The sequence below is a fragment of the Coprococcus intestinalis genome (genome assembly GCF_023656595.1).
Lineage (GTDB): Bacteria > Bacillota > Clostridia > Lachnospirales > Lachnospiraceae > Coprococcus_A > Coprococcus_A intestinihominis.
This window is the reverse complement of the sequence record NZ_JAMOKJ010000016.1, coordinates 51,615-77,640: the sequence shown is the minus strand read 5'-3', so window position 1 is coordinate 77,640 and position 26,026 is coordinate 51,615. Positions and strand designations below refer to the sequence as shown.

30 protein-coding genes are annotated in these 26,026 nt (G+C 43.1%); 24 read left to right on the top strand and 6 right to left on the bottom strand.

Going from position 1 to position 26,026, the window contains the following annotated elements; translation table 11 throughout:
* Both NBH03_RS12285 and NBH03_RS12280 read left to right on the top strand, forming a co-directional pair.
* On the top strand, positions 1-903 hold the full coding sequence (locus NBH03_RS12285) for a PSP1 domain-containing protein (RefSeq protein WP_117528523.1): 903 nt from the start codon (positions 1-3) through the stop codon (positions 901-903).
* Positions 903-1,637 (top strand): tRNA1(Val) (adenine(37)-N6)-methyltransferase, encoded by a 735-nt coding sequence (locus NBH03_RS12280; protein ID WP_117528522.1) that lies wholly within the window; start codon positions 903-905, stop codon positions 1,635-1,637. Before NBH03_RS12285 ends, NBH03_RS12280 begins: the two co-directional genes overlap by 1 nt.
* A gap of 140 nt (positions 1,638-1,777) precedes the next feature.
* On the opposite strand, the gene NBH03_RS12275 is transcribed toward NBH03_RS12280, so the two are convergent.
* Complete coding sequence (locus tag NBH03_RS12275; protein ID WP_250799759.1) at positions 1,778-2,551, bottom strand: hypothetical protein; 774 nt, start codon at positions 2,549-2,551, stop codon at positions 1,778-1,780.
* Positions 2,552-2,808: 257 nt separating this feature from the next.
* Between NBH03_RS12275 and rsmI the strand changes: the two genes are divergently transcribed.
* Complete coding sequence (gene rsmI / locus NBH03_RS12270; RefSeq protein WP_250799758.1) at positions 2,809-3,657, top strand: 16S rRNA (cytidine(1402)-2'-O)-methyltransferase; 849 nt, start codon at positions 2,809-2,811, stop codon at positions 3,655-3,657.
* Between the two features lie 155 nt (positions 3,658-3,812).
* Here rsmI and NBH03_RS12265 read toward each other — a convergent pair whose 3' ends face one another.
* The gene (locus NBH03_RS12265) at positions 3,813-4,082 is read right to left on the bottom strand and encodes an AbrB/MazE/SpoVT family DNA-binding domain-containing protein (protein WP_015513017.1); all 270 of its coding nucleotides are present in this window, start codon (positions 4,080-4,082) and stop codon (positions 3,813-3,815) included.
* A 288-nt stretch (positions 4,083-4,370) separates the two neighbouring features.
* Between NBH03_RS12265 and NBH03_RS12260 the strand changes: the two genes are divergently transcribed.
* On the top strand, positions 4,371-4,913 hold the full coding sequence (locus NBH03_RS12260; protein WP_250799757.1) for an isochorismatase family protein: 543 nt from the start codon (positions 4,371-4,373) through the stop codon (positions 4,911-4,913).
* A gap of 120 nt (positions 4,914-5,033) precedes the next feature.
* Here the strand turns inward: NBH03_RS12260 and NBH03_RS12255 are convergent, their stop codons facing one another.
* From NBH03_RS12255 to NBH03_RS12240, 4 genes are all read right to left on the bottom strand, one after another.
* Positions 5,034-5,450, bottom strand: a complete 417-nt coding sequence (locus NBH03_RS12255) for a metal-dependent transcriptional regulator (protein WP_117528519.1) — start codon at positions 5,448-5,450, stop codon at positions 5,034-5,036.
* A gap of 58 nt (positions 5,451-5,508) precedes the next feature.
* Positions 5,509-5,961: a MarR family winged helix-turn-helix transcriptional regulator gene (locus NBH03_RS12250; RefSeq protein ID WP_320054966.1), complete on the bottom strand. Its 453-nt coding sequence runs from the start codon at positions 5,959-5,961 to the stop codon at positions 5,509-5,511.
* Positions 5,962-6,138: 177 nt separating this feature from the next.
* Positions 6,139-7,836, bottom strand: coding sequence for a phosphoenolpyruvate carboxykinase (ATP) (locus NBH03_RS12245; RefSeq protein ID WP_215691189.1), 1,698 nt, complete (start codon positions 7,834-7,836; stop codon positions 6,139-6,141).
* A gap of 118 nt (positions 7,837-7,954) precedes the next feature.
* Complete coding sequence (locus tag NBH03_RS12240) at positions 7,955-9,772, bottom strand: DUF885 domain-containing protein (protein WP_250799756.1); 1,818 nt, start codon at positions 9,770-9,772, stop codon at positions 7,955-7,957.
* 350 nt (positions 9,773-10,122) lie between these two features.
* On the opposite strand from NBH03_RS12240, the gene metG reads away from it, so the two are divergent.
* The 20 genes from metG (at position 10,123) to nadA (ending at position 26,010) form a co-directional block, all read left to right on the top strand.
* Entirely contained in the window at positions 10,123-12,099 is a 1,977-nt protein-coding gene (metG, locus tag NBH03_RS12235; RefSeq protein ID WP_250799755.1) for a methionine--tRNA ligase, read from the top strand.
* A gap of 251 nt (positions 12,100-12,350) precedes the next feature.
* The gene (locus NBH03_RS12230; RefSeq protein WP_117528545.1) at positions 12,351-12,977 is read left to right on the top strand and encodes a trimeric intracellular cation channel family protein; all 627 of its coding nucleotides are present in this window, start codon (positions 12,351-12,353) and stop codon (positions 12,975-12,977) included.
* A gap of 97 nt (positions 12,978-13,074) precedes the next feature.
* Positions 13,075-13,851 carry a TatD family hydrolase gene (locus tag NBH03_RS12225; protein WP_250799754.1) on the top strand — a complete coding sequence of 259 codons (777 nt, stop codon included), beginning with the start codon at positions 13,075-13,077 and terminating at the stop codon, positions 13,849-13,851.
* A 240-nt stretch (positions 13,852-14,091) separates the two neighbouring features.
* Entirely contained in the window at positions 14,092-14,304 is a 213-nt protein-coding gene (locus tag NBH03_RS12220; protein WP_250799753.1) for a hypothetical protein, read from the top strand.
* Entirely contained in the window at positions 14,268-15,077 is an 810-nt protein-coding gene (locus tag NBH03_RS12215) for an RHS repeat-associated core domain-containing protein (protein ID WP_250799752.1), read from the top strand. The genes NBH03_RS12220 and NBH03_RS12215 overlap by 37 nt, the downstream gene beginning before the upstream one ends.
* Positions 15,078-15,184: 107 nt before the next feature.
* The gene (locus NBH03_RS12210; RefSeq protein ID WP_147322556.1) at positions 15,185-15,661 is read left to right on the top strand and encodes a hypothetical protein; all 477 of its coding nucleotides are present in this window, start codon (positions 15,185-15,187) and stop codon (positions 15,659-15,661) included.
* 29 nt (positions 15,662-15,690) lie between these two features.
* On the top strand, positions 15,691-16,176 hold the full coding sequence (locus tag NBH03_RS12205; RefSeq protein ID WP_250799751.1) for a hypothetical protein: 486 nt from the start codon (positions 15,691-15,693) through the stop codon (positions 16,174-16,176).
* Between the two features lie 212 nt (positions 16,177-16,388).
* Complete coding sequence (locus NBH03_RS12200; protein WP_117529294.1) at positions 16,389-17,102, top strand: hypothetical protein; 714 nt, start codon at positions 16,389-16,391, stop codon at positions 17,100-17,102.
* A gap of 244 nt (positions 17,103-17,346) precedes the next feature.
* Positions 17,347-17,772 (top strand): hypothetical protein, encoded by a 426-nt coding sequence (locus NBH03_RS12195; RefSeq protein ID WP_250799750.1) that lies wholly within the window; start codon positions 17,347-17,349, stop codon positions 17,770-17,772.
* Positions 17,760-17,987 (top strand): RHS repeat-associated core domain-containing protein, encoded by a 228-nt coding sequence (locus NBH03_RS12190; RefSeq protein ID WP_250799749.1) that lies wholly within the window; start codon positions 17,760-17,762, stop codon positions 17,985-17,987. Before NBH03_RS12195 ends, NBH03_RS12190 begins: the two co-directional genes overlap by 13 nt.
* A 262-nt stretch (positions 17,988-18,249) precedes the next feature.
* On the top strand, positions 18,250-18,744 hold the full coding sequence (locus tag NBH03_RS12185) for a hypothetical protein (protein ID WP_227082422.1): 495 nt from the start codon (positions 18,250-18,252) through the stop codon (positions 18,742-18,744).
* A 72-nt stretch (positions 18,745-18,816) separates the two neighbouring features.
* A complete protein-coding gene (locus tag NBH03_RS12180; protein WP_250799748.1) occupies positions 18,817-19,008 on the top strand; it encodes a hypothetical protein in 192 nt (63 codons plus the stop codon).
* Between the two features lie 19 nt (positions 19,009-19,027).
* Positions 19,028-19,588: a hypothetical protein gene (locus NBH03_RS12175; RefSeq protein WP_015513028.1), complete on the top strand. Its 561-nt coding sequence runs from the start codon at positions 19,028-19,030 to the stop codon at positions 19,586-19,588.
* A gap of 553 nt (positions 19,589-20,141) precedes the next feature.
* Complete coding sequence (locus tag NBH03_RS12170; RefSeq protein ID WP_117539747.1) at positions 20,142-20,831, top strand: hypothetical protein; 690 nt, start codon at positions 20,142-20,144, stop codon at positions 20,829-20,831.
* 37 nt (positions 20,832-20,868) lie between these two features.
* Positions 20,869-21,051 (top strand): hypothetical protein, encoded by a 183-nt coding sequence (locus NBH03_RS12165; protein WP_250799747.1) that lies wholly within the window; start codon positions 20,869-20,871, stop codon positions 21,049-21,051.
* 256 nt (positions 21,052-21,307) lie between these two features.
* Positions 21,308-22,171 carry a 16S rRNA (adenine(1518)-N(6)/adenine(1519)-N(6))-dimethyltransferase RsmA gene (gene rsmA / locus NBH03_RS12160; RefSeq protein WP_117528771.1) on the top strand — a complete coding sequence of 288 codons (864 nt, stop codon included), beginning with the start codon at positions 21,308-21,310 and terminating at the stop codon, positions 22,169-22,171.
* 237 nt (positions 22,172-22,408) lie between these two features.
* On the top strand, positions 22,409-23,692 hold the full coding sequence (locus NBH03_RS12155) for an L-aspartate oxidase (protein ID WP_227082421.1): 1,284 nt from the start codon (positions 22,409-22,411) through the stop codon (positions 23,690-23,692).
* Positions 23,685-24,536 (top strand): carboxylating nicotinate-nucleotide diphosphorylase, encoded by an 852-nt coding sequence (nadC, locus tag NBH03_RS12150; RefSeq protein WP_227082420.1) that lies wholly within the window; start codon positions 23,685-23,687, stop codon positions 24,534-24,536. Before NBH03_RS12155 ends, nadC begins: the two co-directional genes overlap by 8 nt.
* A gap of 14 nt (positions 24,537-24,550) precedes the next feature.
* Complete coding sequence (locus NBH03_RS12145; protein WP_227082419.1) at positions 24,551-25,087, top strand: transcription repressor NadR; 537 nt, start codon at positions 24,551-24,553, stop codon at positions 25,085-25,087.
* Between the two features lie 5 nt (positions 25,088-25,092).
* Positions 25,093-26,010: a quinolinate synthase NadA gene (nadA, locus tag NBH03_RS12140; RefSeq protein ID WP_117528774.1), complete on the top strand. Its 918-nt coding sequence runs from the start codon at positions 25,093-25,095 to the stop codon at positions 26,008-26,010.
* The last annotated feature ends 16 nt before the right edge of the window (positions 26,011-26,026 follow it).

Below are 26,026 nucleotides of genomic sequence, written 5' to 3'. Positions count from 1 at the left end.
ATGGTAAAGGTAATTGGCGTGAGATTCCGAAACGCAGGTAAGATCTATTATTTTGACCCGCTGGATCTGGATATAGAAGTGGGGCAGAATGTGATTGTGGAGACTGCGAGAGGTATTGAATATGGCCATGTGCTCATTGCACCGCGTGAAGTAGACGACAGCAAAGTGATACAGCCTTTGAAGGCTGTCATTCGTCTTGCAACACCGGAAGACGATGAGATTGAACGCAAGAATAAAGAGAAAGAGAAAGACGCATTTAAGATCTGCCTTGAGAAGATTGCCAAGCACAAACTGCAGATGAAGCTGATTGATGCGGAATATACATTTGACAACAATAAAGTCCTTTTTTACTTTACAGCAGACGGACGAATTGATTTCCGTGAGCTGGTGAAGGATCTGGCTTCGGTATTCAAGACACGTATCGAACTGCGCCAGATTGGTGTCCGTGATGAGACGAAGATCATGGGCGGTATCGGTATCTGTGGCAGAAGCCTCTGCTGTCATACATTTTTGTCGGAATTTGCACCTGTGTCGATTAAGATGGCGAAGGAACAGAATTTATCTTTGAATCCGACAAAGATCAGCGGTGTCTGCGGCCGACTGATGTGCTGTCTGAAGAATGAAGAGGAGACGTATGAGTGGCTCAACAGCAAGCTGCCGAATATCGGTGATCGTGTGACGACAGATGATGGCTTTAAAGGTGAAGTACAGAGTGTCAGCGTACTGAGACAGCTTGTGAAGGTGATCGTCACCCTTGAGAATGACGAGAAAGAGATCCGTGAGTATAAGGTAAGCCAGCTGAAGTTCCGTCCGAAACGCCGCAGAGATAAAGGCAATGTGAATGATGCGGAGCTGAAAGCTCTTGAGGCGATGGACCGTAAGGAAGGAAAGTCATCATTATAATGGATTATTTATTACCCGGTGAAAGATTTGATGAACTTCAAAGAAATGGCTACCGTATTATTCAGAATCCGGCAAAGTTTTGCTTTGGCATGGATGCTGTTCTGCTTTCGGGTTTTGCACGGGCAAAACGCGGTGAAAGGGTACTGGATCTCGGAACGGGTACAGGCATTATCCCGATTCTGATGGCAGCGAAGACGGATGGTGAGCATTTTACGGGACTTGAGATACAGGAAGAAAGTGCGGATATGGCGGCCAGAAGTGTAGCCTGCAATGGGCTTCAGCAGAAGATAGATATTGTCAATGGCGATATCAAAGAGGCATCCGGGATATTCGGGGCTGCTTCTTTTGATGTTGTGACGACGAATCCGCCGTATATGACGGATACCCATGGGCTGAAGAATCCTGATATGCCAAAGGCAATTGCCAGGCATGAAGTATTGTGCACATTGGATGATGTTGTCCGGGAAGGGGCAAAAGTGTTAAAGCCCGGCGGCAGGTTTTATATGGTGCATCGGCCATTCAGACTGGTTGAGATTTTTCAGACGATGACGAAGTATAAGCTTGAGCCGAAGCGAATGAAACTGGTGTACCCTATGGCGGACAGAGAACCGAATATGGTGCTGATCGAGGGCATCCGAGGGGCAAAATCCATGATTAAGATTGAAAAGCCTCTAATTGTTTATGAGAAGCCCGGTGTTTATACTTCGGAGATCTATGATATCTATGGCTATTAGAATAAGTGCATAGCGATGCAGCAGATAAAATGCAGAAAAAAGGCGGATGAGAAAATTCATCCGCCTTTTTTCTGCATTTTATCTGCTGCATGTAATATGGATCATTCATTCGGTATCCTATATCCGATAAAAATCGGTTATTAACGGTATTCTTTGAAGCAGGTGACCGGAATCATATAGCGGTTAGGCAGATCCGGCCGCTTACCCGGATATTCGCCGATGGCAATGCCGTTGTAGCCCTTTTCAAGCAAGGTATTCAACTGCGCCAGACTGATGATGGCCACGGAATTCTCGCCATCTAAGTAAGCAATATGGTAGAATTCAGGGCGAATACCGGCATTTTTTGTAAATGCGCAGATATTCTTGTAAACATGCTTGCCCAGCAGCAGGCTGTCGCAGCCATATTTCGGAACCATTGTGCTGTTCCCCTGAGTTGTTCCCTGATAGCGGATCTGCTTCTTGATCTTGAGGTAGAGAAGCGAATTGCCGTTAATCCAGTAGCCGCTTGGCTTACCGATCAGCCACTGGTTCTCCGGGCGATGCTGGTAGTAAGTCGGCAGATATGCATAGTCATTGAAGGGAAATACAGTCTCTTTAGTGCCGCGGGATTTGCTGATGAGCTCGCTGATAATGGCACAGGATTCCTTATTCTCAGCAATCTGATTCTCAATTTTGGATGGGGCATAAGGATTGGAAATCTTCAATTTGCCGTGCTTCCTTGGGCCGTGTTCCTGAAGAACAATATTGTCCGCATATCTTCGGGAATTCTCAAGGACGATGAGATCGAAAGTGACATGGGCATTCAGTGGATACTCCCTGCCCTCTTTCATCTTGAAACTGATGTCATGTTCGCCTTCGGCTTTGATGTAGCCGTATTTCTGTTCGGGATTGACGTATTTGATTGTACCTTCCATGTCGATTTCTCCTTTGATGGTGATGTTTTGAAGAAAAATGCTCGTACTGAGTTGTTGGTTCTATTATAGCATAGATGGGAGAATTTCTGTAGTCCGGATGGTATTTTGGAAGTTGGATTTGAGGGGGGATTATAGTATAATAGGGATGATTAAGCAAAGCCTAAAGCCCCGGATGCTGAAGGGGTGAAAATATGATGCAGAGAAAATGATAAAGAAAAAATGATGCATAGAAGCAGAAAAGAAAGGAATCGGCAGAAATGGCAGGAAAATTATATTTATGCGCAACGCCTATCGGCAATCTGGATGACATTACGTATCGTGTGCTTGAGACACTGAAATCGGTGGATCTGATTGCTGCGGAGGATACACGCAACAGCATTAAATTGCTGAATCATTTTGACATACATGTACCGATGACAAGTTATCATGAGTTTAACAAAATTGATAAGGCAAAATATCTGGTTAATCAGATGTTAGACGGTACGAACATTGCATTGATTACGGATGCCGGTACACCCGGAATTTCTGATCCGGGAGAGGAATTGGTGCGTTTTTGTTACGAAGCGGGAATAGAAGTGACTTCCCTTCCGGGGCCGGCAGCCTGCATTACGGCATTGACATTGTCCGGTTTATCCACCCGCAGATTCTGTTTTGAGGGTTTTCTTCCAACAGATAAGAAGGAACGTCAGGTGGTTCTTGAACGTTTGAAGAAAGAGACGAGAACAACTGTCTTCTATGAGGCCCCGCACAGGCTGCTGAAGACACTTCCGCTGCTGATAGAGGCAGCAGGAGAGGACAGGAAGGTTTCTGTATGCCGAGAGATTACAAAACGCCACGAAACGGTGTTCAGAGCTACTCTTGGTGAAGCGTATGCCTATTATCAGGCCAATGAGCCGAAGGGGGAGATCGTGCTTGTGCTGGAGGGGGTTTCTCAGAAGAAGCTGGATGAGGAACAGCAGCAGTCATGGGAGAGTATGTCTATTGAAGATCATATGGCGCTGTATATGAGCCAAGGCCTTCAGAAGAAAGAAGCGATGAAGCGCGTGGCAGCGGACAGAGGTGTGACGAAGCGGGATATTTATCAGTATTTGGTGGATGTAAAATGAATTAAGGCAAATCATGATTGAGGGGTGCAGAGTGCCAGTGGCACTCGTTTTGCAACGACCGAAGTAGAACGAAGAACTGTGACACTCTGATTACATAGATACCCGAAAGGAAATCCATGTAATCAGAGGGCTAAGCCAATGAGTATTTTTTATTTTCAGACACCCTCAATCACATGAAGTCCTGCAAGACGGGCCATTTCCATAATGGACTGCTTGGAAACTTTCTTGTCATGGAAATCAATCAGTTCATCCATATTGCCGGTAAAGATATCACTGGCTTCATATTTTCTCAAAATAATGCGATCGTCATCTACAAAGATTTCAAGCGGGTCATGTTCGCCGATATTCAGGTTGCGTCGGAGCTCAATAGGGAGCGTAATTCTTCCGAGATCATCCAGCTTTCTTACAACACCTGTGCTTTTCATCAAAAAAACCTCCTTATTTCAGGCAGGCAAAGGGGAATCGTGCCTGCGGAAAACAAAAAAAGACAACCAAAACAAGTGTTTCGATTGTCTCCATTGACATACATATTTATCTGCGTTCTAATATATCATTTAAGAAAGAAGATGTCAACTGAAATTGTTGAAATTTTCCAGTATGTTGGTGGGAAATATATTGTCATACCGGGGTGCAGATGGTAAAATAAACGGGAGAATATCTGACACGGGGGTTATAAATGTCGGATAAACAAAAAGATAATGGAGGGGTTTACGATGAGAATTTTACCAGAAGAAACAGGCGCTGTTGTGATTGATATGCAGGAGAAGCTGATGATGGCCATGAATGAGACAAAGGTCTGCGAAGAGAAGGCTGCAATGCTTCTGAAAGGCCTTCAGGTGCTGTCGATTCCGACGGTGATCGTTCAGCAGTATACAAAGGGACTGGGCCACACATTGCCGTCACTTTATGAGGCAGCAGGCACAACGGAATACTGTGAGAAGGCATCTTTCAGCTGTTGCAGAAACAAGGCGATTCTTGATAAGCTTGAGAGTATGGGAAAGAAGAATATTCTTGTGATGGGAACAGAAGCACATATCTGTGTTCTTCAGTCCTGTATTGATCTGAAGGCAGCAGGATTTCAGCCAGTGATGGTGGTGGATGCAGTTGCTTCACGGCGGGAAGCAGACAAGAAGATAGCCATTGAGAGAGCAATCCAGGAAGGTATTCTTGTGACAACAGCGGAAGCAGTCCTGTTCGAACTGACCCTGGACTCAACGAATCCATGCTTTAAGGCCATTTCCAAACTTGTGAAATAGTATCTTATAAGAGTGTGAAATAATAGAATATGATGAAGAAATCCCTCATTTCAAAACAATATGGTTCAGAAGCCATTGGGTTTTGAACCATATTGTTTTGAAATGAGGGATTTATGTCTATTATTTGGCCTTTTTGTCGGCGGATTTCTTATCAGTAGATTTCTTGATGAATTTCTTCAGTTTCTTGCGGGTGCCTTTGCTGATGTCGTGTTCCATCAGATCTGCTTCGGCAAGAGCCGTCTGTTCGTCTACATCAAGGATCTCCGTGAGAAAACGATAGACGATCTTGTTGGTATCAAGGATATTCTTGGCTGTGTCACGGCCTGCGTCCGTCAGGGTAATCTTGCCGTAATGCTCATGTTCCAGCAGTTCCAGTTCCTTCAAGGTATTCATGGCCCGGTTGACACTTGGCTTGGAGATACCCAGGGAACGGGCAATATCTGTGATGCGCACTTCCTGACCTTCAAGGTTCAAAAGGTATATTTCCTTTAAATAATCTTCCAAAGACGCGGATAATCGTGTTGTTTCTTCTTTCATTTTATTACCACCTTTCAACTTGTGAGGTAGGTTCTGTGTCTTTTGATGGGTGCAGTGCTCAGATATCCTTCAGATTCTTCTCAAAGGAGGAGAGTCCCTTGATCAGGATCCGGCATTCCTCTTCGGTTAGAGAGGCATGGATGGCATCTACAATACGGGTGTGGAAATCCTCATGATGCCGGAAGGCGGATTCGCCCTTCTCGGTGAGAGATACGAGAACAACACGACGGTCTGTTTCACTGCGGGTTCGAAGAACATATTCCTTTCGAACCAGTCCGTTGATGGCAATGGTCAGCGTGCCCACGGTGACGCCTACCTTCTTGGCAAGGGAGGACATATTGACTTCGTTGTGAAGACCGATGGCATTGATGACATGCATGTCATTGACGGAGATATCCTTGAAGGTGTCCCTGATAAGAAAATTCCGTTCAATATCCAGTGCATGATCAAAAAGATAAACAAGGATTTCGTTCAGCTGATCATAATTATCCATAAAAAATAAACCTTTCACAATTATTCTGTACCTTCTGATATGTGACCTGTCTGAAGTCCATAACGTACATATATCTAAGGCTCATTATAACATTTGTACCATGTGACGGCAAGAAAAATAAAGGGATGAAAAGCAAACAGGAGGCGATGCAGATGACATCTCCTCCTGTCGGAAAATTCTATGATATGATTTAAATTATTTCAGTTCGTCAACAACCTTCTGGATAGCAGCCAGTGCATCATCAGGAAGCTTGTCATAGCCCTCTTTTTCTGTGGCGAAAGCTTTGATCTCGTCGACACGGTCGTTCATGCGGGCTTTGAGCTGATCTGTGTAGTTCTTGTCCTGCATATCAGGCACAAAACCTTCCCAATCCATGATCTCGATATCGGAGAACGGACCCCACTGATGGAAATCAGCACGTTTCTCAACGATAGCTTCGAGGATACCCAGAGTATCTTCTTTCTGGACTTTCTTGCCCATGAAATCGCCGGTATTAACGATGTAGCAGTCAACGTGCTTCTCTTCAACCAGTTTCTTGAACTTCTCATAGTCATTAGCCAGAGGATATGTTCTGAATGGGTTGGCATAAGGAACAACAACCAGTTTGTTTGGGTCAACGCCAGGCGCAAGTCTCTCTGCAGAAGAACGTTTTGTTGCCAGTGTGGCACCCATAACGGAAGCAAGGGAAGCTCCTTTCAGTTTAACAACCGGTGGAATTGTAGGGTCTTTCATAATCCAGAAGATCGCATTAACAGGGGCGTTAATCTTGTCCACACGGTTCGGAGACCAGAGCTTGGACTTGATGGCACGGCCATTGCCGTTACGGATATCTTCTGTGACAAGCTGGATCTTGCCGTCCTCATCCATTGTAGCGGAGCAGTTCTGAGCTGTCAGAAGGAATTTGTTGTCAGCGCAGCCTGTCGGATAGTCCGCAGTCTTGTCGAAATATGTCGGTTCAATGGCAATGGATGAGCATGTATCTGTATTGATAATGAAAGCATCATCATGGAGGACTTTGATCTCATACTTGCCGCCGTGTTTGGCATGTGTCAGAGTGGACTTGCCGGAGCCTGACAGGCCGTAAACGGAAGCAACGTACTTGGAGCCGTCAGGAAGAAGGTATTCCTTCTGGCCGCCGTGGCAGGAAGCATAGCCGTTGCGGTTGGCGATGGCCCATACCATTGTCAGTGTGCCCTTCTTGTGCTCACCAAAGTATCTCATACCAAGGATGCATGCACAGTTTGTCTCTGTATTGAAATAGCAGAGTGTCTTCTTGGCAGGATCGCTTAAGCAGTCAAGGCTGACACCAGGTGCTTCGTTCGGAATCCACTGTGGATCTGAAAAAATATAGATATCTGCTTCTTTGCCGTCGCCGACAGGTTTGGAAGCTTTGTACATCTTAACATAGTCATCGGACATATACTGGAAGTTCAGCATCCAGTTGTAAAGAATGTTCTCTTCACCTTCAGGAATCAGCAGGTGGCACTTCACCATGAATTCAGGGTCAAGGCCTGCGTAAACGGTTGCATGATACAATTTCTTGAACCTTGCCGTGTAAACGGCATCCATAACAACTTTGTCCAGTGCGTCACAGTCAACGCCGGGTTCGCCTGCGATACGTCGGGCTGTTGCGTAACGGCCTGTGATGGCACCGTCATTGAACAGAAGTACTCTTGCATCACTGTCAAGACCGAATTCTTCACCTCTGTAAACAGGCATATCTGTTACGATCGTACCAGGTGAATTCTTGGCCAGATTATAAGCTTCTTTCAATGTGTTGACTTTGACAACATTATTGCCGTAGAAGGCAGCTTCGATGATAGAACGTGTCTTGGAAAAACCAACTTTTCCGGCACCGATTTCGTTGAGTGGATAATAAGCTTTTGTTGACATATCTATACTCCTCCTGAAATAATAATTCAAGTCGAACGCTTGTACATGCTTGTACAGCGTATACCACTAATCAATAGTTTAGTTGATTAAAGAGTGAATGTCAAGTTGAACAGGATAATCAAGCTCCAATATAATATTTTTGTATATATTTCTCTAAAACATCAAAGGAACATGGTCCGATGTTTAGGATACATTGATGAAATTCTTTTAAATTAAAATCATCACCCATGGTTTCTTCGGTATCATCTCTGAGTTCTTTAAATTCCATATAACCGATGCAGTATGGAAGGTAGGAGGCAGGATCGGAGACAATGGCGCGAAAAACGGAATGAACGGTTTCGTCATCGTCGAGGCCATAGTTGGACAGAAATTCCGTCACATCGTCAGTGGTCCAGCCCTCATAGTGAATGCCAAGATCGATCCGGCCGTAGAGTGCCAGCGTGATATCCTGATTGAGCTGCAGGCAGCGGGCCAGATTGACATCCAGACCGGTCCATGTGTAAGACATATTTTCGGCATAAGTGGCCCAGCCTTCCACATAACCAAGGAAGTTCATAGCCTGGCGCAGGGGATCCGGGTCTGTGGCGGAGAAGGCAGATTGCTGATAGAGATGTCCGGGATAGCCTTCATGGGCCAGTGTCGTAAAAAGGGACAGATTGTCAGTAATCTGGCTGTTATTCAGGTAAATCACATTGTTGTCAGTGACATCCACAGGCGGAATCATATAAAAGGCGGGATTCATGCTGTCTTCCAATGATTCGGGAACATATTTCAGTGTATATTGGCTGGAAACTGCATCCGGAAAATCTTCTTTCAGCGAGGACTGAAGGGTTTGAAGAATAATTTTCGGGTCGTTCTCTGAAATATCAATGGCCTCATCCAGTTTGTCGGCAAGGCTGTCATCGGATGACAGAAGCAATGCCATCTGAACTATTGTATTCTGCAGCGTATCATCCAGCCATTCAATCAGTTCTTCGGGGGTTTTGTCGGAGCCTGTCTGGCTTTTGACAAGATATTCATAGTATTCTTTGCCATGGTCAAAATAACAGAGGCCATTCTCATTGGTACCGCTGCCTTTTAAAGCTTCCATGCCTTTGATCAGTGACTGGTAGGCAGGAATGACATAATCATGGACGGCCTGGTCATTTCGTTTGATATAATCTGCTTTGTCGCTGTCTGACAGACCGGAAACCGATTCGAGTTTTTCAGGAAAGACTTCAATCAGCATGTTGTTGTCGGGGTCTTCGATGAAAGACTGACAGGAAGCAATCACTTCATCCGCAGATTCATCAGACATAAAGAGGCCGGCATCGGCTTTTTCCTGTTCGTAATCAAGTATATTGTTAAAGCAGTCCGGAAAATCCTGAAGCAGAAGCAGATAATCATCTACATCCGCAGGGCTGTAAAAAGCATATTCAGACATCATAACCGGCAGCAGGCTCTGGGTGCCGGAGGTGCTGCTCAGATATTCCGGATAGTAAAACAGGGTTTTGCTGTCATAGGTTTGCTCTGTTTCCAGAAATTCATCGAGAATATCGTAAGTCTGCTGTTGTTTCTCTGTGAGTTCTTCATAGTCAAAATCGTGAAGCTCCTGTCTGAGCGCATCGGTACTGATGTCGGAGACAAATGTATCGATGGGATTCTGCAGATTAATACGTCCAAGGTCAATGGTATCAAGGTCAATATCATAGGCTGAAGGATCCTTGAGCTCAAAATGCAGGGTCAGGGCATCTGTGCTGACTGCATCAGTAAAAATTTCCCGTGTAAAATCATCGAAATCCGCATTGACTTCGTCACTGGCTGTACCGACACTGTAACGTTGATCGTACAGCTCATGGGCCGCAGCGGATGTGAGCATATTGGCGGATGAGCAGCCGCACAGAAGCACAGATGCGGCAATCAGACCGGCGATCAGCCGGTGAAAAGTATTTTTCATGGACAGATTCCTCCTAAATGCAAGTGCAAAATAGTGATGTAAATATTATAACATAGGAATAGTATGGCGGTCTCCTGCTATTTTTATGTTATTTTGCGGGTTGTATTCGAGTTTGGGTTATACTATAATTAATAACTAGTACATCGTTTTCGAAATAACTACACCATTCACTTGCCTGCGAATCCTATTGTACAGGTAGAAAAGCCTCGGCGTAGCCCGCTACGCCTGCGTTTTTTTACCTGCACACTCGAATCCGCATCCTACGCGATTGGTATAGTTATTTACGAAACGATGTACTAGAATGAATTTTTTGCGCCCCGGCGCGTGATATATATCAGGAGGAGAGAAAAATGGCAAAGAAACCATATTATATTACAACGGCGATTGCCTATACATCAGGCAAGCCACATATCGGTAATACTTATGAAATCGTTCTGGCTGACAGTATTGCACGTTTTAAGAGAATGCAGGGATACGATGTCCGTTTCCAGACAGGTACAGATGAGCATGGTCAGAAGATTGAGATCAAAGCAGGCGAAGCAGGTATTACACCGAAGCAGTTTGTAGACAATGTATCCGGTCAGATCAAGGAGATCTGGGATCTGATGAATACATCCTATGACAAGTTTATCCGTACAACAGATGAATACCATGAGAAGCAGGTTCAGAAGATTTTCAAGAAGCTGCATGATCAGGGTGATATTTATAAGGGCTACTATGAAGGCAAATACTGTACACCGTGTGAATCTTTCTTTACAGAGAGTCAGCTGGTGGACGGCAAGTGTCCGGACTGCGGCCGCGAAGTCATTGATGCCAAGGAAGAAGCGTATTTCTTCAAACTGAGCAAATATGCAGACAGACTGATTGATTATATTAATACACATCCTGAATTTATTCAGCCTGAATCCCGTAAGAACGAGATGATGAACAACTTCCTTCTGCCGGGTCTTCAGGATCTGTGTGTATCCAGAACCTCTTTCAAATGGGGTATTCCGGTTGATTTTGATGACAAACATGTTGTTTATGTATGGATCGATGCCCTCAGCAACTACATTACAGGCCTTGGCTATGATGTGGACGGCAACAGCGATGAACTCTACAAGAAGTACTGGCCGGCTGACCTGCATCTGATCGGTAAGGATATTATCCGTTTCCATACGATTTACTGGCCGATCATGCTGATGGCACTGGATCTGCCGCTGCCAAAGCAGGTATTTGGTCATCCATGGTTGCTGGTTGGTGATGGCAAGATGAGTAAGTCAAAGGGCAATGTGATTTATGCGGATGATCTGGTGAATTATTTTGGTGTGGATGCAGTTCGTTACTTTGTTCTGCATGAGATGCCGTTTGATAATGACGGTTCTATCACATGGGAACTGATGGTTGAACGTATGAATTCAGATCTGGCGAATATTCTGGGCAATCTTGTGAACCGTACCATTTCCATGAACAACAAGTATTTCGGCGGTGTGATCTCCAATCCGGGTGTAAATGAGCCGATTGATGATGATCTGAAAGCTGTTGCACTGGCAATGCATGAGAAAGTGGATGCCAAGATGGAGAAACTCAGAGTGGCAGACGCAATTACTGAAGTATTTACACTGCTTAGAAGATGCAATAAATATATCGATGAGACAGAACCATGGAAACTGGCAAAGGATGAGACAAAGCAGGACAGACTGGCAACCGTTCTCTACAATCTGATGGAAGGAATCCGTATGGCAGCCGTTGCGCTGGCAGCTTATCTTCCGGATACATCTGCCAAGATTTTGGATATGCTGGGCACACAGGAAAGAGATTATCTGAAGCTTGACCAGTTCGGACTTCTTGAAACAGGCGGAAAGGTCGTTGAAAAACCTGAAATTCTTTTTGCAAGAGTAGACATCAAAGAGCTGATGGAGAAGGTTGAAGCGGACAAGGCAGCCAATGCACAGGCACAGTCGGCAGCAGCACCGGCAGAAGAAGCTGAAACAGAAGAAGGCATTGATATCGAGCCGAAGGCAGAGATTACATTTGATGACTTTGAGAAGCTGCAGTTCCAGGTGGGCGAGATTATCGCCTGCGAAGCTGTGAAGAAATCCAAGAAGCTGCTTTGCTCACAGGTGAAGATCGGCAATCAGGTGCGCCAGATTGTTTCCGGTATCAGAAAGCATTATTCACCGGAAGAAATGGTAGGCAAGAAAGTCATGGTTGTGACCAACCTGAAACCGGCGACTCTGGCGGGTGTGAAGTCTGAAGGTATGATTCTCTGTGCAGAGGATGCAGATGGCAATCTGTCTCTGATGGTTCCGGAGAAGAAGATGCCTGTCGGCGCTGAGATCTGCTAATAAGCGGAAACCGGATTCGGCAGTAAGTCTCGGTTGATTTGACAGCCGAAGTTTAAAGCGTGAATAAGAGAGCCTCAGGGATGACACGGCAGAGACCGAGGTTGTTTCTGAGGCTTTTTATGACAATATATCGTGCAGACATGTTGTCTGCACAGCAGAATTTTATTCTGCGTCGGAATTTGCAGGTGAGTTTCGAACAGGAGAAGGAAAGTTTTGGGTGTAAAGAGAGGAAATCGTTTGTGAATACGGAAATGCTTGTATTTATCATAGAAATCATTGGAACAGTGGCTTTTGCCTCATCCGGTGCTATGGTTGGCATCCGCAAAAAAATGGATGTTTTGGGGGTTATTGTGATGGCTGTCATGACCGCTGTCGGGGGCGGAATTATCAGGGATCTGGTGCTGGGCATTCACCCGCCGAATACCTTCAAAAACCCGATTTATGTAGAGTATTCGGTTCTGACAGCGGTGATACTTTTTGTTGTTTTTTATATCAAAAAACAAATGCTTGACAGCAAGGCATTGTTTTATTATGAGAAAATAATGATTCTTCTGGATGCCATCGGTCTGGGAGCCTTCACGGTCATTGGTGTGGAAACAGCTTATGAGATCGGCTATGTCCATCATAGATTTCTGCTGTTGTTCGTGGGTGTTATCACCGGCGTTGGCGGCGGTATGATTCGTGATATGATGGCGCAGCAGATACCATTTATTCTGGTAAAGCAGATTTATGCCTGCGCATCATTGGCAGGGGCCGGCGTCTGCATATGGCTGATGCCTTACCACAAGTCTGCCAGTATGATTCTGGGGGCAGTTGTGGTGGTGATCATCCGTATTCTGGCGGCCACGTATCGGTGGGATCTGCCGAAGATCGAGTAGAGATTGAAGAAATTGGGTTTGCCGAAGAATGAGCAGCGCCTGATGTGCGGGGACTTATTGAAGATTAAGCAGAAATTGACGAATGGAGGGATAGCGCATGATTTTTGAGACACATGCTCATTATGACGATAAAATGTTTGATGAAGACAGGGAAAGCCTGCTTGAGAGTATGCAGGAAGCGGGAATCGGCAGGATTGTGAATATCGGTGCCGATCTGGCTTCTACGGCTTCAAGTATTGCCCTTGCGGAAAAATATCCGTTTATTTATGCGGCAGCAGGTGTGCATCCAAGTGATGCCGCCCAGTTAAATGAGCATACATTTCAGTGGCTCAGTGAGCAGACGGCCCATGAGAAAGTGGTGGCTGTAGGTGAGATCGGGCTGGATTACTATTGGGAAAAAGACCCGGAGGTCAGAGCCAATCAGCGATACTGGTTCAGGCGTCAGCTGAATCTTGCCAGGGAAAAGGTATTGCCGGTTTCTATCCATTCAAGGGATGCGGCGAAGGATACATTGGATATTGCGAAGGAAGAACATCTGGCAGAAATCGGCGGCGTAGTACACTGTTTTTCTTATACAGTGGAAATGGCCAGAGAATATCTGAATATGGGCATGTATCTGGGCATCGGCGGTGTTCTGACATACAAGAATGCCAGAGTGCTGAAGGAAGTGGTTGACTATGCGCCTATGGACAGAATCGTGCTGGAGACGGATTCTCCCTATCTGACACCTGTGCCGAACCGCGGCAAGCGGAATTCTTCACTGAATCTGCCGTATGTGGTGATGGCCATTGCGGAGATCAAGGGTATTACGACAGCAGATGTTGAAGATATCACCTGGGAGAATGCCATGAAATTGTATAGAATGGCAGAATAAAAAGAATATTGATTTGTAACTGTTCAGAGCCAAGCAAAATTTTAAAAAACAGGTATAAAATGCTTGCATTTTTAAAACTGTTTTTGAAATTTTATTTGGCGGATACGCCACACCGACGAAATGCGTAGCATTTTGGAGGCTGGCTCTGAACAGTTACATTGATTTTTAGATTAGAGACATCTTTTGATATGACTTTGTATAAGATACAGAGAAAATATCAAAGGATGTCTCTTTTTTGATTTGCTTGGCCGTATGGGAAAAGCGGTTTCGAATACCGGCGAAGAACGGCTGTATCATTATGATGCGAATGGCAATGTAGAGAGTGTGACAACGGTGTGTGATAGGAATAAGCAGACAACCGTGTATACATTTGATAAGGATGACAGGGAGACAAAACTGCAGCCGGGCAGTGGGGTGTGGACTACAGCTATGATACATGGGGCAATCTTCTGAAGACAGGCGGTTCCATGGCGTCAACACTTGGTGTGGATAATCCGTTCAGATACCGCGGTTACTATTATGACACAGAAACAGGACTGTATTATCTGGAAAGCCGTTATTACAATCCGGAATTAGGCAGAATGATGAGTGCGGACAGTTTGTCAGTGCTGGGCATGAGCAAAACGACAATGAATGACAAGAACCTGTATAACTACTGTGACGGCAATCCGGTCGGAAGAGTGGATGAAAGCGGTAATTTCTGGGCAGGAGCGATATTTGGCGGAGTTATTGGCTGTGTGGCAGGACTTATGACAGCAGGTGCAGTTGCTGAGATAGAGGGAAGAAAAGTGACAAAGAAGGAAGCGCTGGTTGCAGGCCTTACTGGTTTGGCATCAGGGGCTTTATCAGGAGCAATATCTGGAATGACGGGTATTCTGACCCCTAAAAAAATTTTCGAATATCAGTGGTTAGGAAATATAGCTGTTGCAGGAATTGCAGCGGGGTTGGCGGCAGCTGGGTCAGCTCGGGACAGGGTAGATGCGGCATTAAATGATATGGTAAAGGCGGCTGTGACGGGATTGACTTTTGCACCGACGGTTCCAGTACTGGAGTCTAATGGAAACACTATTTTAGGAGCAGCCGTAGGAGGAATATATGATATGTCCATTGCAAAAGCAAACAGCAACAGAAAAAATAATACATCCAGAATATCTGTATCATCATCTTCAAAGAGTGGATATTCGGAAAGATGGTTAGTCGGTGTGGAATGGAAATATGCGACTTAATGTACTGGCATATCTTTTCAAAGTGCAAAAGGAGATGGTATAATTAAGAGATAGCAGAATTGGCTGCTGCCTCGAAAAGATTTGGTTATGCCAGGGGGGAGAAAGTCATGAAAGAGATAAGAGGCGGTTTACCTGAAAAGGATGCCAATAGAGGATTTTGGGGAGTTTCTACATTTTTTTTAATAGTTTTAGTTTTATTTGGTTTTTTGTTATGTAGAGAAGGAACAGGAATCTGTGAAACTATTATAGGTATTGGTGCGATATATTTAATTTTACTGTGCTTTTTTATAGGAATTTCCAGGTCATATGTAATGAATGAAAAGGGGATTGCAATTACATTTAATAATTTTAAAGTTTGGACCAAAATGTATCCATGGGAAGAATATGATGAAATAAAAATAGAAAATACTCAATGGAGTCAGCATAGCCAAGTGATTTTTACAATGACTTTTGTTAAGAAAAAAAGAAATATTTATGATTTTATATTTTCTGGGAATGTGTCTGCGGAATGCACAGAAGAGACGTATGCACTGGTGAAAAGCTGGCTACCGGAGAGTGTGAGAATGCCAAAGGTTAAGTTTTAATTGTTGTTTATTTTCAATGAGGTTGTGTAATGGAAAAAGATAATATTCATAGTATAAGGAATTGTAAAAGTAGAATGGATTTTGTAGGAAGTGCAGTGCTGTTACTTATTCCAATTATAACATTGGAAATTATAGGCGTATTGAAAACAACTATAAGTTTTTTTGTACTTGGCAATATTATAATATGGGGAATTTACTTATTCTTATTATGGGCATTGATTAGAGAGTGTACACCAGGTATAGTAAATCAGAACGGCGTCGAGATTACATTTTACAATTTTAAAGAATGGACGGAGACTTTTTCTTGGGAAGAGTATGAAGAAATAAAAATAGAAAATACGCAATGGGGACAACACGGGGCACATGTGTTTATTATGACCTTTTGTAAAAGGAAAAAAAGCATACATGATTTTATATTTTCCGGGAATATGACTGTAATGTGCACAGAAGAAAATTATGCTTTAGTGAAAAGTTGGATACCGGATAGTGTAATGATGCCAAAGGTTAAGTTTTAATTATTTGATTTTCGATGCCCCGTAATTCCTGCGGGGCATCTTTTCACCACGACAAAGATAAAGTGAAAACATATTTTTTGCGGATTTGGCAACAGAAAGAGCGTATCCATTGCCGGAAAGGCGGCAGTCAGCCATGATTATGAGGCAAAGAACGGCAACCTCTTAAAGAGCACCTTTAATTTTAAACTCTGCTTAATAAGGAGGATAAATAAATGGAAATAAAATCAAAAAAAATGCCTAAAACAGAAAAAATGCAGAAAATGTGTATTTTATTAGGTGCCATTATAATAATAATTGTTCTTGTATTTATGCCGAATGGATTTATAAGTGCGATTAATGCGATTAAAATGAAGCAATTGAGTGTCTGGGAGCTGATGATTATGAGTTTTTTGTCATTTGTTCCAATGTGGATAGTCATCGAAGATATAGTACTTGGCATGATATCATGTCAGATTTCGTATCGATTAAAAGAAAATGGCATTGAAATTTTATATAAAGGAAAAGTCAGAAGAGCCTATAAATGGGATGAGATGAGGACACATAGGATTGTGTACATGGGGAAAGGAACATTACGGAATTCAGAAGATTTTTGGTGTGATGTAAAGGCATGTGTGGTATTTTCAACGAGAAGAATAAAAGATTCATTTTTTCAATCACCATTTCCGTTTGAAGCTTGGAATGAACAAATATCAGGAGTGTGTTTATTGTTTCCAGGAGTGGCGATGTTGGTTGCGATGGCTGTTTGGTTTTTTAGAAAACGTAGAGTAGTAAAAATATACTTAGATAATCGAGAAAGCTTTAGTAAGGATAATATTTATTATAGTAGTGTGAATAAAAAATATTTTTTGCAGAAAATGAAAGAATGGCATGTAGAATTGGAGGATAATAAACCTGAGGAAATACCTCCTTGGAAAGAACAAATTTAGTATGTAGACATGGACTACAATATCACAAGACAGGGACCGTCTGACCAAGATCACCCATAACGGTTTTGACTATACCTTTGCCTATGACGGATTTGGCAACAGAAAGAGCGTATCCATTGCCGGAAAGGCGGCAGTCAGCCATGATTATACCTATGATGCCCAGGGACAGCTGACCCGTGAATATGACCCGGATAAGAAGCTGTATCTCGGCTATCAGTACGATGCCGGCGGCAACCTGACGGAAGTGTGTAGTTACCCGGCAGGGGCAGAGGGCGGACCGGAAGGAACAGGGACAGTCCTTAAGCGTTTTGCCTATGGCAGCACATGGAAAGACCAGATGACATCGGTTACAATGGACGGGAAGACAAGGAACTTCACCTATGATGCCAACGGCAACCTGCTCAGTGACGGGAAATATACCTACAGCTGGACAAAAGGAAGCCTGCTTGAGAAAGTGACAGGCGATGGCCTGGAGGCTGTCTATACCTATGACGCATCAGGCATCCGGACATCCAAGAAGGTGAACGGCACTACAAAAGAATACCTGACAGCGGGCGGCAGTGTCCTGTCAGAGAAGAAGAACGGTGTATGGCAGCAAGTCCTGATAAGGACAACCCGTACAGATTTAAGGGGTACTACTATGATGAAGAGACGGGGATGTACTATCTGAAGAGCCGTTATTATCAGCCGGAGATCTGCAGGTTTATTAGTGCGGATGATGAAGATGTTCTGAGTGTGAAAACGGATTTTGATGATTGTAATCTGTATGCCTATTGTGATAATAATCCAATAAGTCGTTTAGATGAGACCGGTGATGTTTGGCAAGCGGCGTTAGCAGGTGGATGGGTTATTGGAGGAAGTAATGCTTGGAATCCAGTTGGTTAGACGGTATTAGGAATAATAACAGCTGTTTCTGTAGTATATGGAGCTAAAAAGTTATATAAGTTTGCAAAATCAAAGAGAGGAACAGCACAACCGGAATTAAAGAAGCAAGGACGTGAAAATCAAGAAAAAAAGAAACAGAAAAATAATTGGAAGAAAAAGTCTGGTAAAAAACCGAGACAGCAACCTAGACCACATCATCCAAGTAAAAAAGGACATAGAAAATATTAGTTTATGTTCGAAATTTGATATGAGGTAAATGAAATTGAGAAAATTATGGTATTGCACAGATTGGAGTATTTATATTTCAAAAAATAAGAGAAGTGGAATAAGAATGCGTTTTGATAAAAATGTAGACGTTGAGGTAAAGAGAGCATGTAAAGAATATGTACAATGGCTAAAAAGTATTTATCGTTTCCCTGTTCGTGTGCCAATATATTTTAAGGAAACAAAATATATAAAAACATCTTCGAAAGATTTAGTTTCAGCTGTGTTTTTTGGACCAAATGATTTAATGGTAGAACCATATATAAAAATTGCAGTGGGAGATTATAATGATTTATGTAAAGTCCAAGGAAAAGATGACGCATTAGCAGCAATTTTATGTTCAATAACGCATGAATTAACTCACTATTTTCAGTGGATAAAATACCATGAATTATGGTTATCAGGGGAAAAAAACCAGTATTTTGAAAGACAAGCAGTGTATTATGGCAGACAAATTGTTTATGATTATGCAGATACGAGAGAACATCCTTAACTTTAAAATATATTATAAAGTATTCGGATAGGTGCTGAAAATGCATTTGCACTCCACTTAAAAAATATTTCATTGGAAATGGGAACGAATTCATTAGGAAGAGTATATGGAAAGTATACACATTCGGTAGGAGATGGCTATGGTTATAGTAAGCTGTCAATAAAGTTTCCAGAAATTATGGCGGTTGCAGCTCTTGTAATTTATGCACCAGGAGTATTGGGAGCGATTGAAACAATTGGAGCAGTTATTTCAATATTTGATTAATTTATAAAGGGGCGATTAGATGAATACAGGTACAGTGCAAATAATGTGGAAAGAAATTATAGTTGGTTTCATTATTCTTTATTTACTTCGCGGAGTATTAGATGTCTATATGATAAAGAAATATGAAAAATTACTTAAGTTATTTGGCGTGATTGAAATGGATACGCTTAAGTTAGAAGCAGAAAAACATCTAAAATTATGTAATTTTTTCTCAGTTGGGCCGTGGAATAAGGCTATATATTGGACATATAATGGACTTTGTTGGTTATTGGCAACAATAAGTTATGTTGAAGATGATGAATATGATTTTTTAGCATATTTGGGGAAAGTAAAAAATGAGCAGGAATTTGAAATGAAATCATTTGTACTTGCACTGTATTATCGCTCAAAAAAGGATTTTAATCAGGCAAGGCATTATTATGATGTGTATTTGACCAGCAAACATGTTAATAATGATATTGGAGTCATAATGGATAGTGTTTGGAGCGGAAAAGCAAAAAGTGAATTGGTGGCTGAAAGTGTCAAGAAATTTGAAAACCCGGTGTTAAGAAAACTTTTTGCGGAAAATCATATTTTGTAAAAAGGTGTTTTCAATACCCCGCATTCCTTCACTACAAGAAAAATAAACTGAAAATATACAAATGAAAAATTAAGAGGAAAGGAGATTGACGAAAGATGAGAGATTTAATATTACAGTTTTCAAATAACATTTTTAATGAGCACCTATGGCGGCAGTGTCCTGTCTGAGAAGAAGAACGGTGTATGGCAGCAAGTCCTGATAAGGACAACCCGTACAGATTTAAGGGGGAAAGCTGTTTAAAAATATTAAGAATGCAATGAAGGCATTAACTAATAAAGTAAAAAGTGCATATTCTATGGCGAAACGGTTTGTGAAAAGTTGTAAAAAAGGGGTTGAGCAAACAGAATATGTAGATTTAGGAGTAGGCGGATGAGCAGCAATCGGTGCAGTAGCTTTATCAGTGGTAATTGGAGATGTGTTTATGATTTTGCCTGTTGTTCCTGCATGGTGATAGGAAAAATGCTTAAATTAAATTAGAATATAAGGTGGTACAAATCTGGCAATAATACAGAATGTATCGCTTTATAATAAGAATTAAGAAAGAGGAAGAAAGATGCTTATAGTTAGAGGGATTATGTGGATTTCTGTATTGATTGTTATGTTAATATGCATGGTAAAGACTAAAAGAAATGGTATGAAGAAAAAGATACGGGCATTGATATTTGTCGTATTTTTGTTTATATTATTTGTTTTTATGCCATATTCAACGGAAGCTCCGATAGAGAATCTTTTTATCACGTTTAAAACGCCGGAGCAGGCAATACATTACATAAATGCACCTTTTTCAAATGACAAAATAGAGGATATCATAGTAGGACAAGATACTTGTATGGCTGTTTTTGAATCAGGGCAAGATGAGGAGCTTTATGCAGGAAGGGATATGTGGTTAAGAAAGGGTGAAAAAGGTTATAAGCTGATAAGTGCGGCTGGAGTGCAAAAAGCAATTTTGTCAAATGATATTCGAGATGAAGATTTAGATATTTTCTTTTATGTAGACTATATAAAAGGGACAAAAGATACCTATTTCACAGGAACATGCGAGACAATGGGGAAACTTACATTGGAAGACAATGCTGGAACACATTTTACAGTCAGATTAATGGATAGTTCTTTTTTAGGAACGGACCAAAAAAGATATTATTGTTATGGATGTGTAAAAGATATGCAGGATGATTATCAGATTACTGTAAATGGTAAGACTTATACAGCAGAGAATATAAAAAAATCGCCGGAATTTCCATAGAAATATTGCGAGATTGTCGAGAAAGTAGTAGGCTTCAATGCCTCGCATTTCTTCACCATGGGGAAATATATTTTGCAAATTCGGCAAAGAGGCAGCGGTTTGTTTAGACAAAACGATTATTTATACCAGAGATGCAGGCGGCAATGTGACCCAGAAGAAGGTCGAAAGCTGGCTGAGAGATTTTCTTGCCAATATGACATCAGAGCTGCCAGTTTCCTGACAGCTCTGTAATATTCAAAAAGAGAGGATTGGATGGGCCGCTTTGTTCAAAAGTCATTGCACGCGGCCGCATCCGGTTATGAAAAAGAAAAAATCTATATAATGTGTTATTAGCACTTGCTTTTGTTTTTTTATGGCTTTATTATAGAGAAGAAATGTGGCGAATGTGTGACCGCTTTCTGAAAAGAAAATGAAAATTCGTAACAGAAAACAGTATAAAAGGTAAATTGTTTATTTAGAAAGGTATTTTTGTATTTATGGAAAAGCTATCGAATCCACAGAGAACGATTGAGGTTATAAAGAAATATGAATTCTGTTTCCAGAAGAAGTTTGGACAGAATTTCCTGATTGACGGACATGTTCTGGACAAGATTATTGCCGGAGCCGGTGTGACAAAAGACGATATGGTGCTGGAAATCGGTCCGGGTATCGGAACCATGACACAGTATCTGGCAGAGGCAGCAGGCAAGGTAGTCGCAGTGGAAATCGACAGAAATCTTCTGCCTATTTTACAGGAAACACTGGCAGATTATGACAATGTAAAGGTGATTCACGCGGATGTGCTGTCTCTTGATCTGGAGAAGCTGGTGCAGGAGGAAAATGGCGGCAGACCGATTAAGGTTGTAGCCAATCTGCCGTACTATATTACAACACCGATTATTATGGCATTATTTGAGCAGCATGTGCCGCTGGCCAATGTGACGGTCATGGTGCAGAAGGAAGTGGCGGCCCGTATGAAATCCGGTCCGGGTTCCAAGGATTACGGTGCATTATCTCTGGCTGTGCAGTATTATGCAGAGCCGTATATCGTGGCCAATGTGCCTTGCAACTGTTTTATGCCGCGTCCAAATGTGGATTCTGCAGTGATTCGTCTGACACGTTACGAAGAACCGCCGGTTCAGGTGAAGGATGAGAAGATGCTGTTTAAGATTATCAGAGCGTCCTTTAATCAGCGCCGTAAGACACTTCAGAATGGGCTGAACAATTCTTCTGAGCTGAATTTTACAAAGGATCAGATTGCGGCAGCCATTGCAGAAGCGGGATTTTCACCGTCTGTGCGAGGTGAGGCACTGACACTGGAACAGTTTGCAAAGCTGACGGATATTTTGCTGAAGGCTTAGAAAAAGCTGCACTGCAAACTAGAAAATAAATAAAAAACTGCCTTGCAGCAGGTTTAAAGGTATCATTGATTTAAAAAGCACAAAACAGGGATTCGGATAGTAACTGTCTGAATCCTTTTTTGTGCTCTTTTAGGTTGTATATTAATATTGACATATCAGGTGTCTTGACACCTGATATGTCAAGCTGTATAATGACAAAAGCAATAAAAACCTGATCGGGAAAGAGGTATAAATAAAATGAATGAATATTATGACGTCATTATCGTGGGAACCGGAGCAGCCGGATTGTATTGCGCTTTGATGTTGCCGGAGCGGAAGAAAATATTGATGCTGACAAAGCAGGAAGCCGATCTGTCAGATTCTTTTCTGGCACAGGGTGGTATTTGTATGCTCCGTGGGGAAGATGATTATAAAGACTATTTTGAAGATACGATGCGTGCCGGACATTATGAGAATAATGAACGTGCCGTAGATTTGATGATCCGCAGTTCCAATGATATTATCAGGGATCTGGTTTTCAGAAAGGTGGATTTTGCCAGAACAGCGGATGGAGAACTTGATTTCACAAGAGAGGGTGCCCATTCAAGACCGAGAATTTTGTTCCATAAGGATATCACGGGCAAGGAGATTACAAGTACACTGCTGAAACAGGCCTTGACAAAAGAGAATATTGAAATCTGTGAGCATATGACTATGGTGGATCTGATTGAGAAGGATAATATCTGCGGCGGTGTAGTAGCCATGGATGAGGAGAATCATGTTTATCCGATCCGTTCACAGTATGTGGTACTGGCCTGCGGCGGTATCGGCGGTTTGTACCAGAATTCCACCAATTATCCGCATATTGCCGGGGATGGCCTTGGTATTGCCATGAAACATCAGGTTGAGGTGGAACATCTGGATTACATACAGATCCATCCGACGACACTATTTTCCAGAAGTAAGGGAAGAAGATTTCTGGTCTCTGAATCGGTGCGCGGGGAAGGCGCATTATTATACGACAAAAACGGACAGCGTTTTACCAATGAACTGCAGCCGAGAGATATTGTCAGCCAGGCGATTTTCGCACAGATGGAGAAAGATGGTACGGAATTTGTCCTAGAGGATATGCGTCCGTTGGGAGAAAAGACTATTAGAGAGCATTTCCCGAATATTTATCAGCATTGCATAGAGGAAGGATTTGACCCGATCAAAGAGCCGATTCCGGTTGTACCGGCCCAGCATTACTTTATGGGTGGCATTAAGGTCGATTTGTCCAGCCGCACGTCTATGAAAGGACTTTATGCCTGCGGTGAGACAAGCTGCAATGGTGTACACGGCAAGAATCGTCTGGCCAGCAATTCGCTGCTGGAGTCTCTTGTGTTTGCCAGAAGGGCGGCCTATGATATGCTGTTTGGTCAGGCCCCGGATCCGTGTCAGGCAGAACCGGATCTGAAGCGATATGAGGATAAAGAGGTATTGCTTGAAGATTACCATCAGGTTGTATTAGAAGGAATAGAAAGGATGCGTGGAAATGAATAGTATTACAATGCAGCTTCAGGCGGACAAGTTGATCCGCATGGCTTTGGAGGAAGATATTACAAGTGAAGATGTGTCAACCAATGCGGTGATGCCGACGAAGGTTCAGGGAACCGTAGATCTGATTGCCAAGGAAGACGGCGTGATCGCGGGTATGGATGTATATGCCAGAGTTTTTAAGCTTCTGGATGAAGATACAGAGATTGAGATGTTCTGTCATGATGGCGATGAGGTCAGAGAAGGCGATCTGATGGCAAAGGTGACAGGAGATATCCGGGTTCTTTTGTCGGGAGAAAGAGTTGCGCTGAATTATCTGCAGCGGATGAGCGGAATTGCCACCTATACAAGAAGTGTGGCAAAGCTTCTGGAAGGCAGTGGTGTGACACTGCTTGACACACGCAAAACGACACCGAATTGTCGTGTTTTTGAAAAATATGCGGTTCGTGTTGGCGGCGGATGCAATCACCGTTACAATCTGTCCGACGGCGTTCTTTTGAAGGATAATCACATTGGGGCAGCAGGCAGTATTACAAAGGCTATTCAGATGGCAAAGGCATATGCGCCGTTTGTCCGAAAGATTGAGATCGAGACAGAGACACTGGAACAGGTAGCGGAGGCTGTAGAGGCCGGTGCGGATATTATCATGTTGGACAATATGACACCGGAAGTGATGAAGCAGGCGGTCGCTTTGATTGGCGGAAGAGCCCAGACAGAGTGTTCAGGTAATATTACAAAGGAAAACATTGCCCGTATTTGTGAAATCGGCGTGGATTTTGTTTCCAGCGGTGCATTGACACATTCTGCGCCAATCCTGGATATTTCCATGAAGCATCTGCATGCAGTGTGAGAGGAGCTGAAAGAATGAAAACTGCAGAGAGAAGAAATGCGATTTTGAAGCTCCTTCAAAACGCAGAGGAGCCTGTTGCAGCGAGAAAACTGGCAGAAAGGTATGGTGTCAGTCGTCAGGTAATTGTTCAGGATATGGCGGTGATACGGGCTTACACACCGGGGATCATTTCAACGACCAAGGGTTATGTGATGGAGCAGGAACCGCGCTGTGTAAGAGAATTTAAGGTGCGGCATAAGCAGAGTGATGCGGCCAAAGAGCTGAATCTGATTGTGGACTGCGGCGGAAGAGTGTGCAATATCAGTATCAGCCATAGAGTTTATGGCCGTGTCAGTGCGGAGATGGATATTCGTTCAAGGCAGGATGTGGCAGAATTTATTGCTGCTTTAAATGACAGTCAGTCTACGGTTCTGAGTACAGCCACATCCGGTTATCATTATCATCTGGTGGAGGCGGCTAGCGAAGAACGTCTGGATCTGATCGGCGAACAGCTGAAAGCGGCCGGTTTTCTGGCACCGCTTCGACCATGGGAACAGAAGAAAGGGGAATAAAGAAGATGACAATTGCGGAAATTCAGCAGGAAATCATGCGCATGAAAAAGGAACAGGATATCTGTATTCTGGCGCATGCTTATCAGGGACAGGAGATACTGGAAGTGGCTGATTATATGGGAGATTCTTATGGTTTGAGCGTGCAGGCATCAAAGAGTGACTGCAAGGGTGTGATCATGTGCGGTGTGCGCTTTATGGCAGAGACCTGCAAGGTTCTCAGCCCGGACAAAAAGGTATGGCTGGCGAATCCTGCAGCCGGATGTCCGATGGCAGAACAGCTGGATCTGGAAGGCCTTCGTGAATTAAAAGCAAAGTATCCGGATTATGCGGTTGTGGCTTATATTAATACAACCTCTGAATTAAAGACAGAATGTGATGTCTGCGTCACATCTTCTTCCGCGGTTCAGATCTGCAGCCGTCTGGACAATGACAAGATTCTTTTTATCCCGGATCCGAATCTGGGCCGTTATGTGGCAGAGCAGATGCCGGAGAAAACATTTGCCTTTTATAAGGGCGGATGTCCGAGACATATCGTGGTCAGCGCCAAAGATGTGGAGAAAGCGCGCAAGGCCCATCCGAATGCACTGCTTCTGGTGCATCCGGAATGCCGTCAGGAAGTGGTTGAACAGGCCGATTATGTCGGATCCACAACAGGTATTATGAATTATGCCAAGAAATCTGACTGCAGAGAATTTATTATCGGAACGGAAAACAGTATTGTAGAACATCTGCAGTTTGACTGTCCGGACAAGTCCTTCTATCCGTTGGCTGTTCCACTGACATGTATGAATATGAAGATCACAACACTGATGGATATTTATAACTGTCTGAAAGGCCGCGGCGGAGAAGAAATCCAGCTGCCTGAGAATGTGATTGAAGGTGCCGGAAGATGCATCCGAAGAATGGTGGAATTGGGCGAATAGCAGACAGGCGGGAATA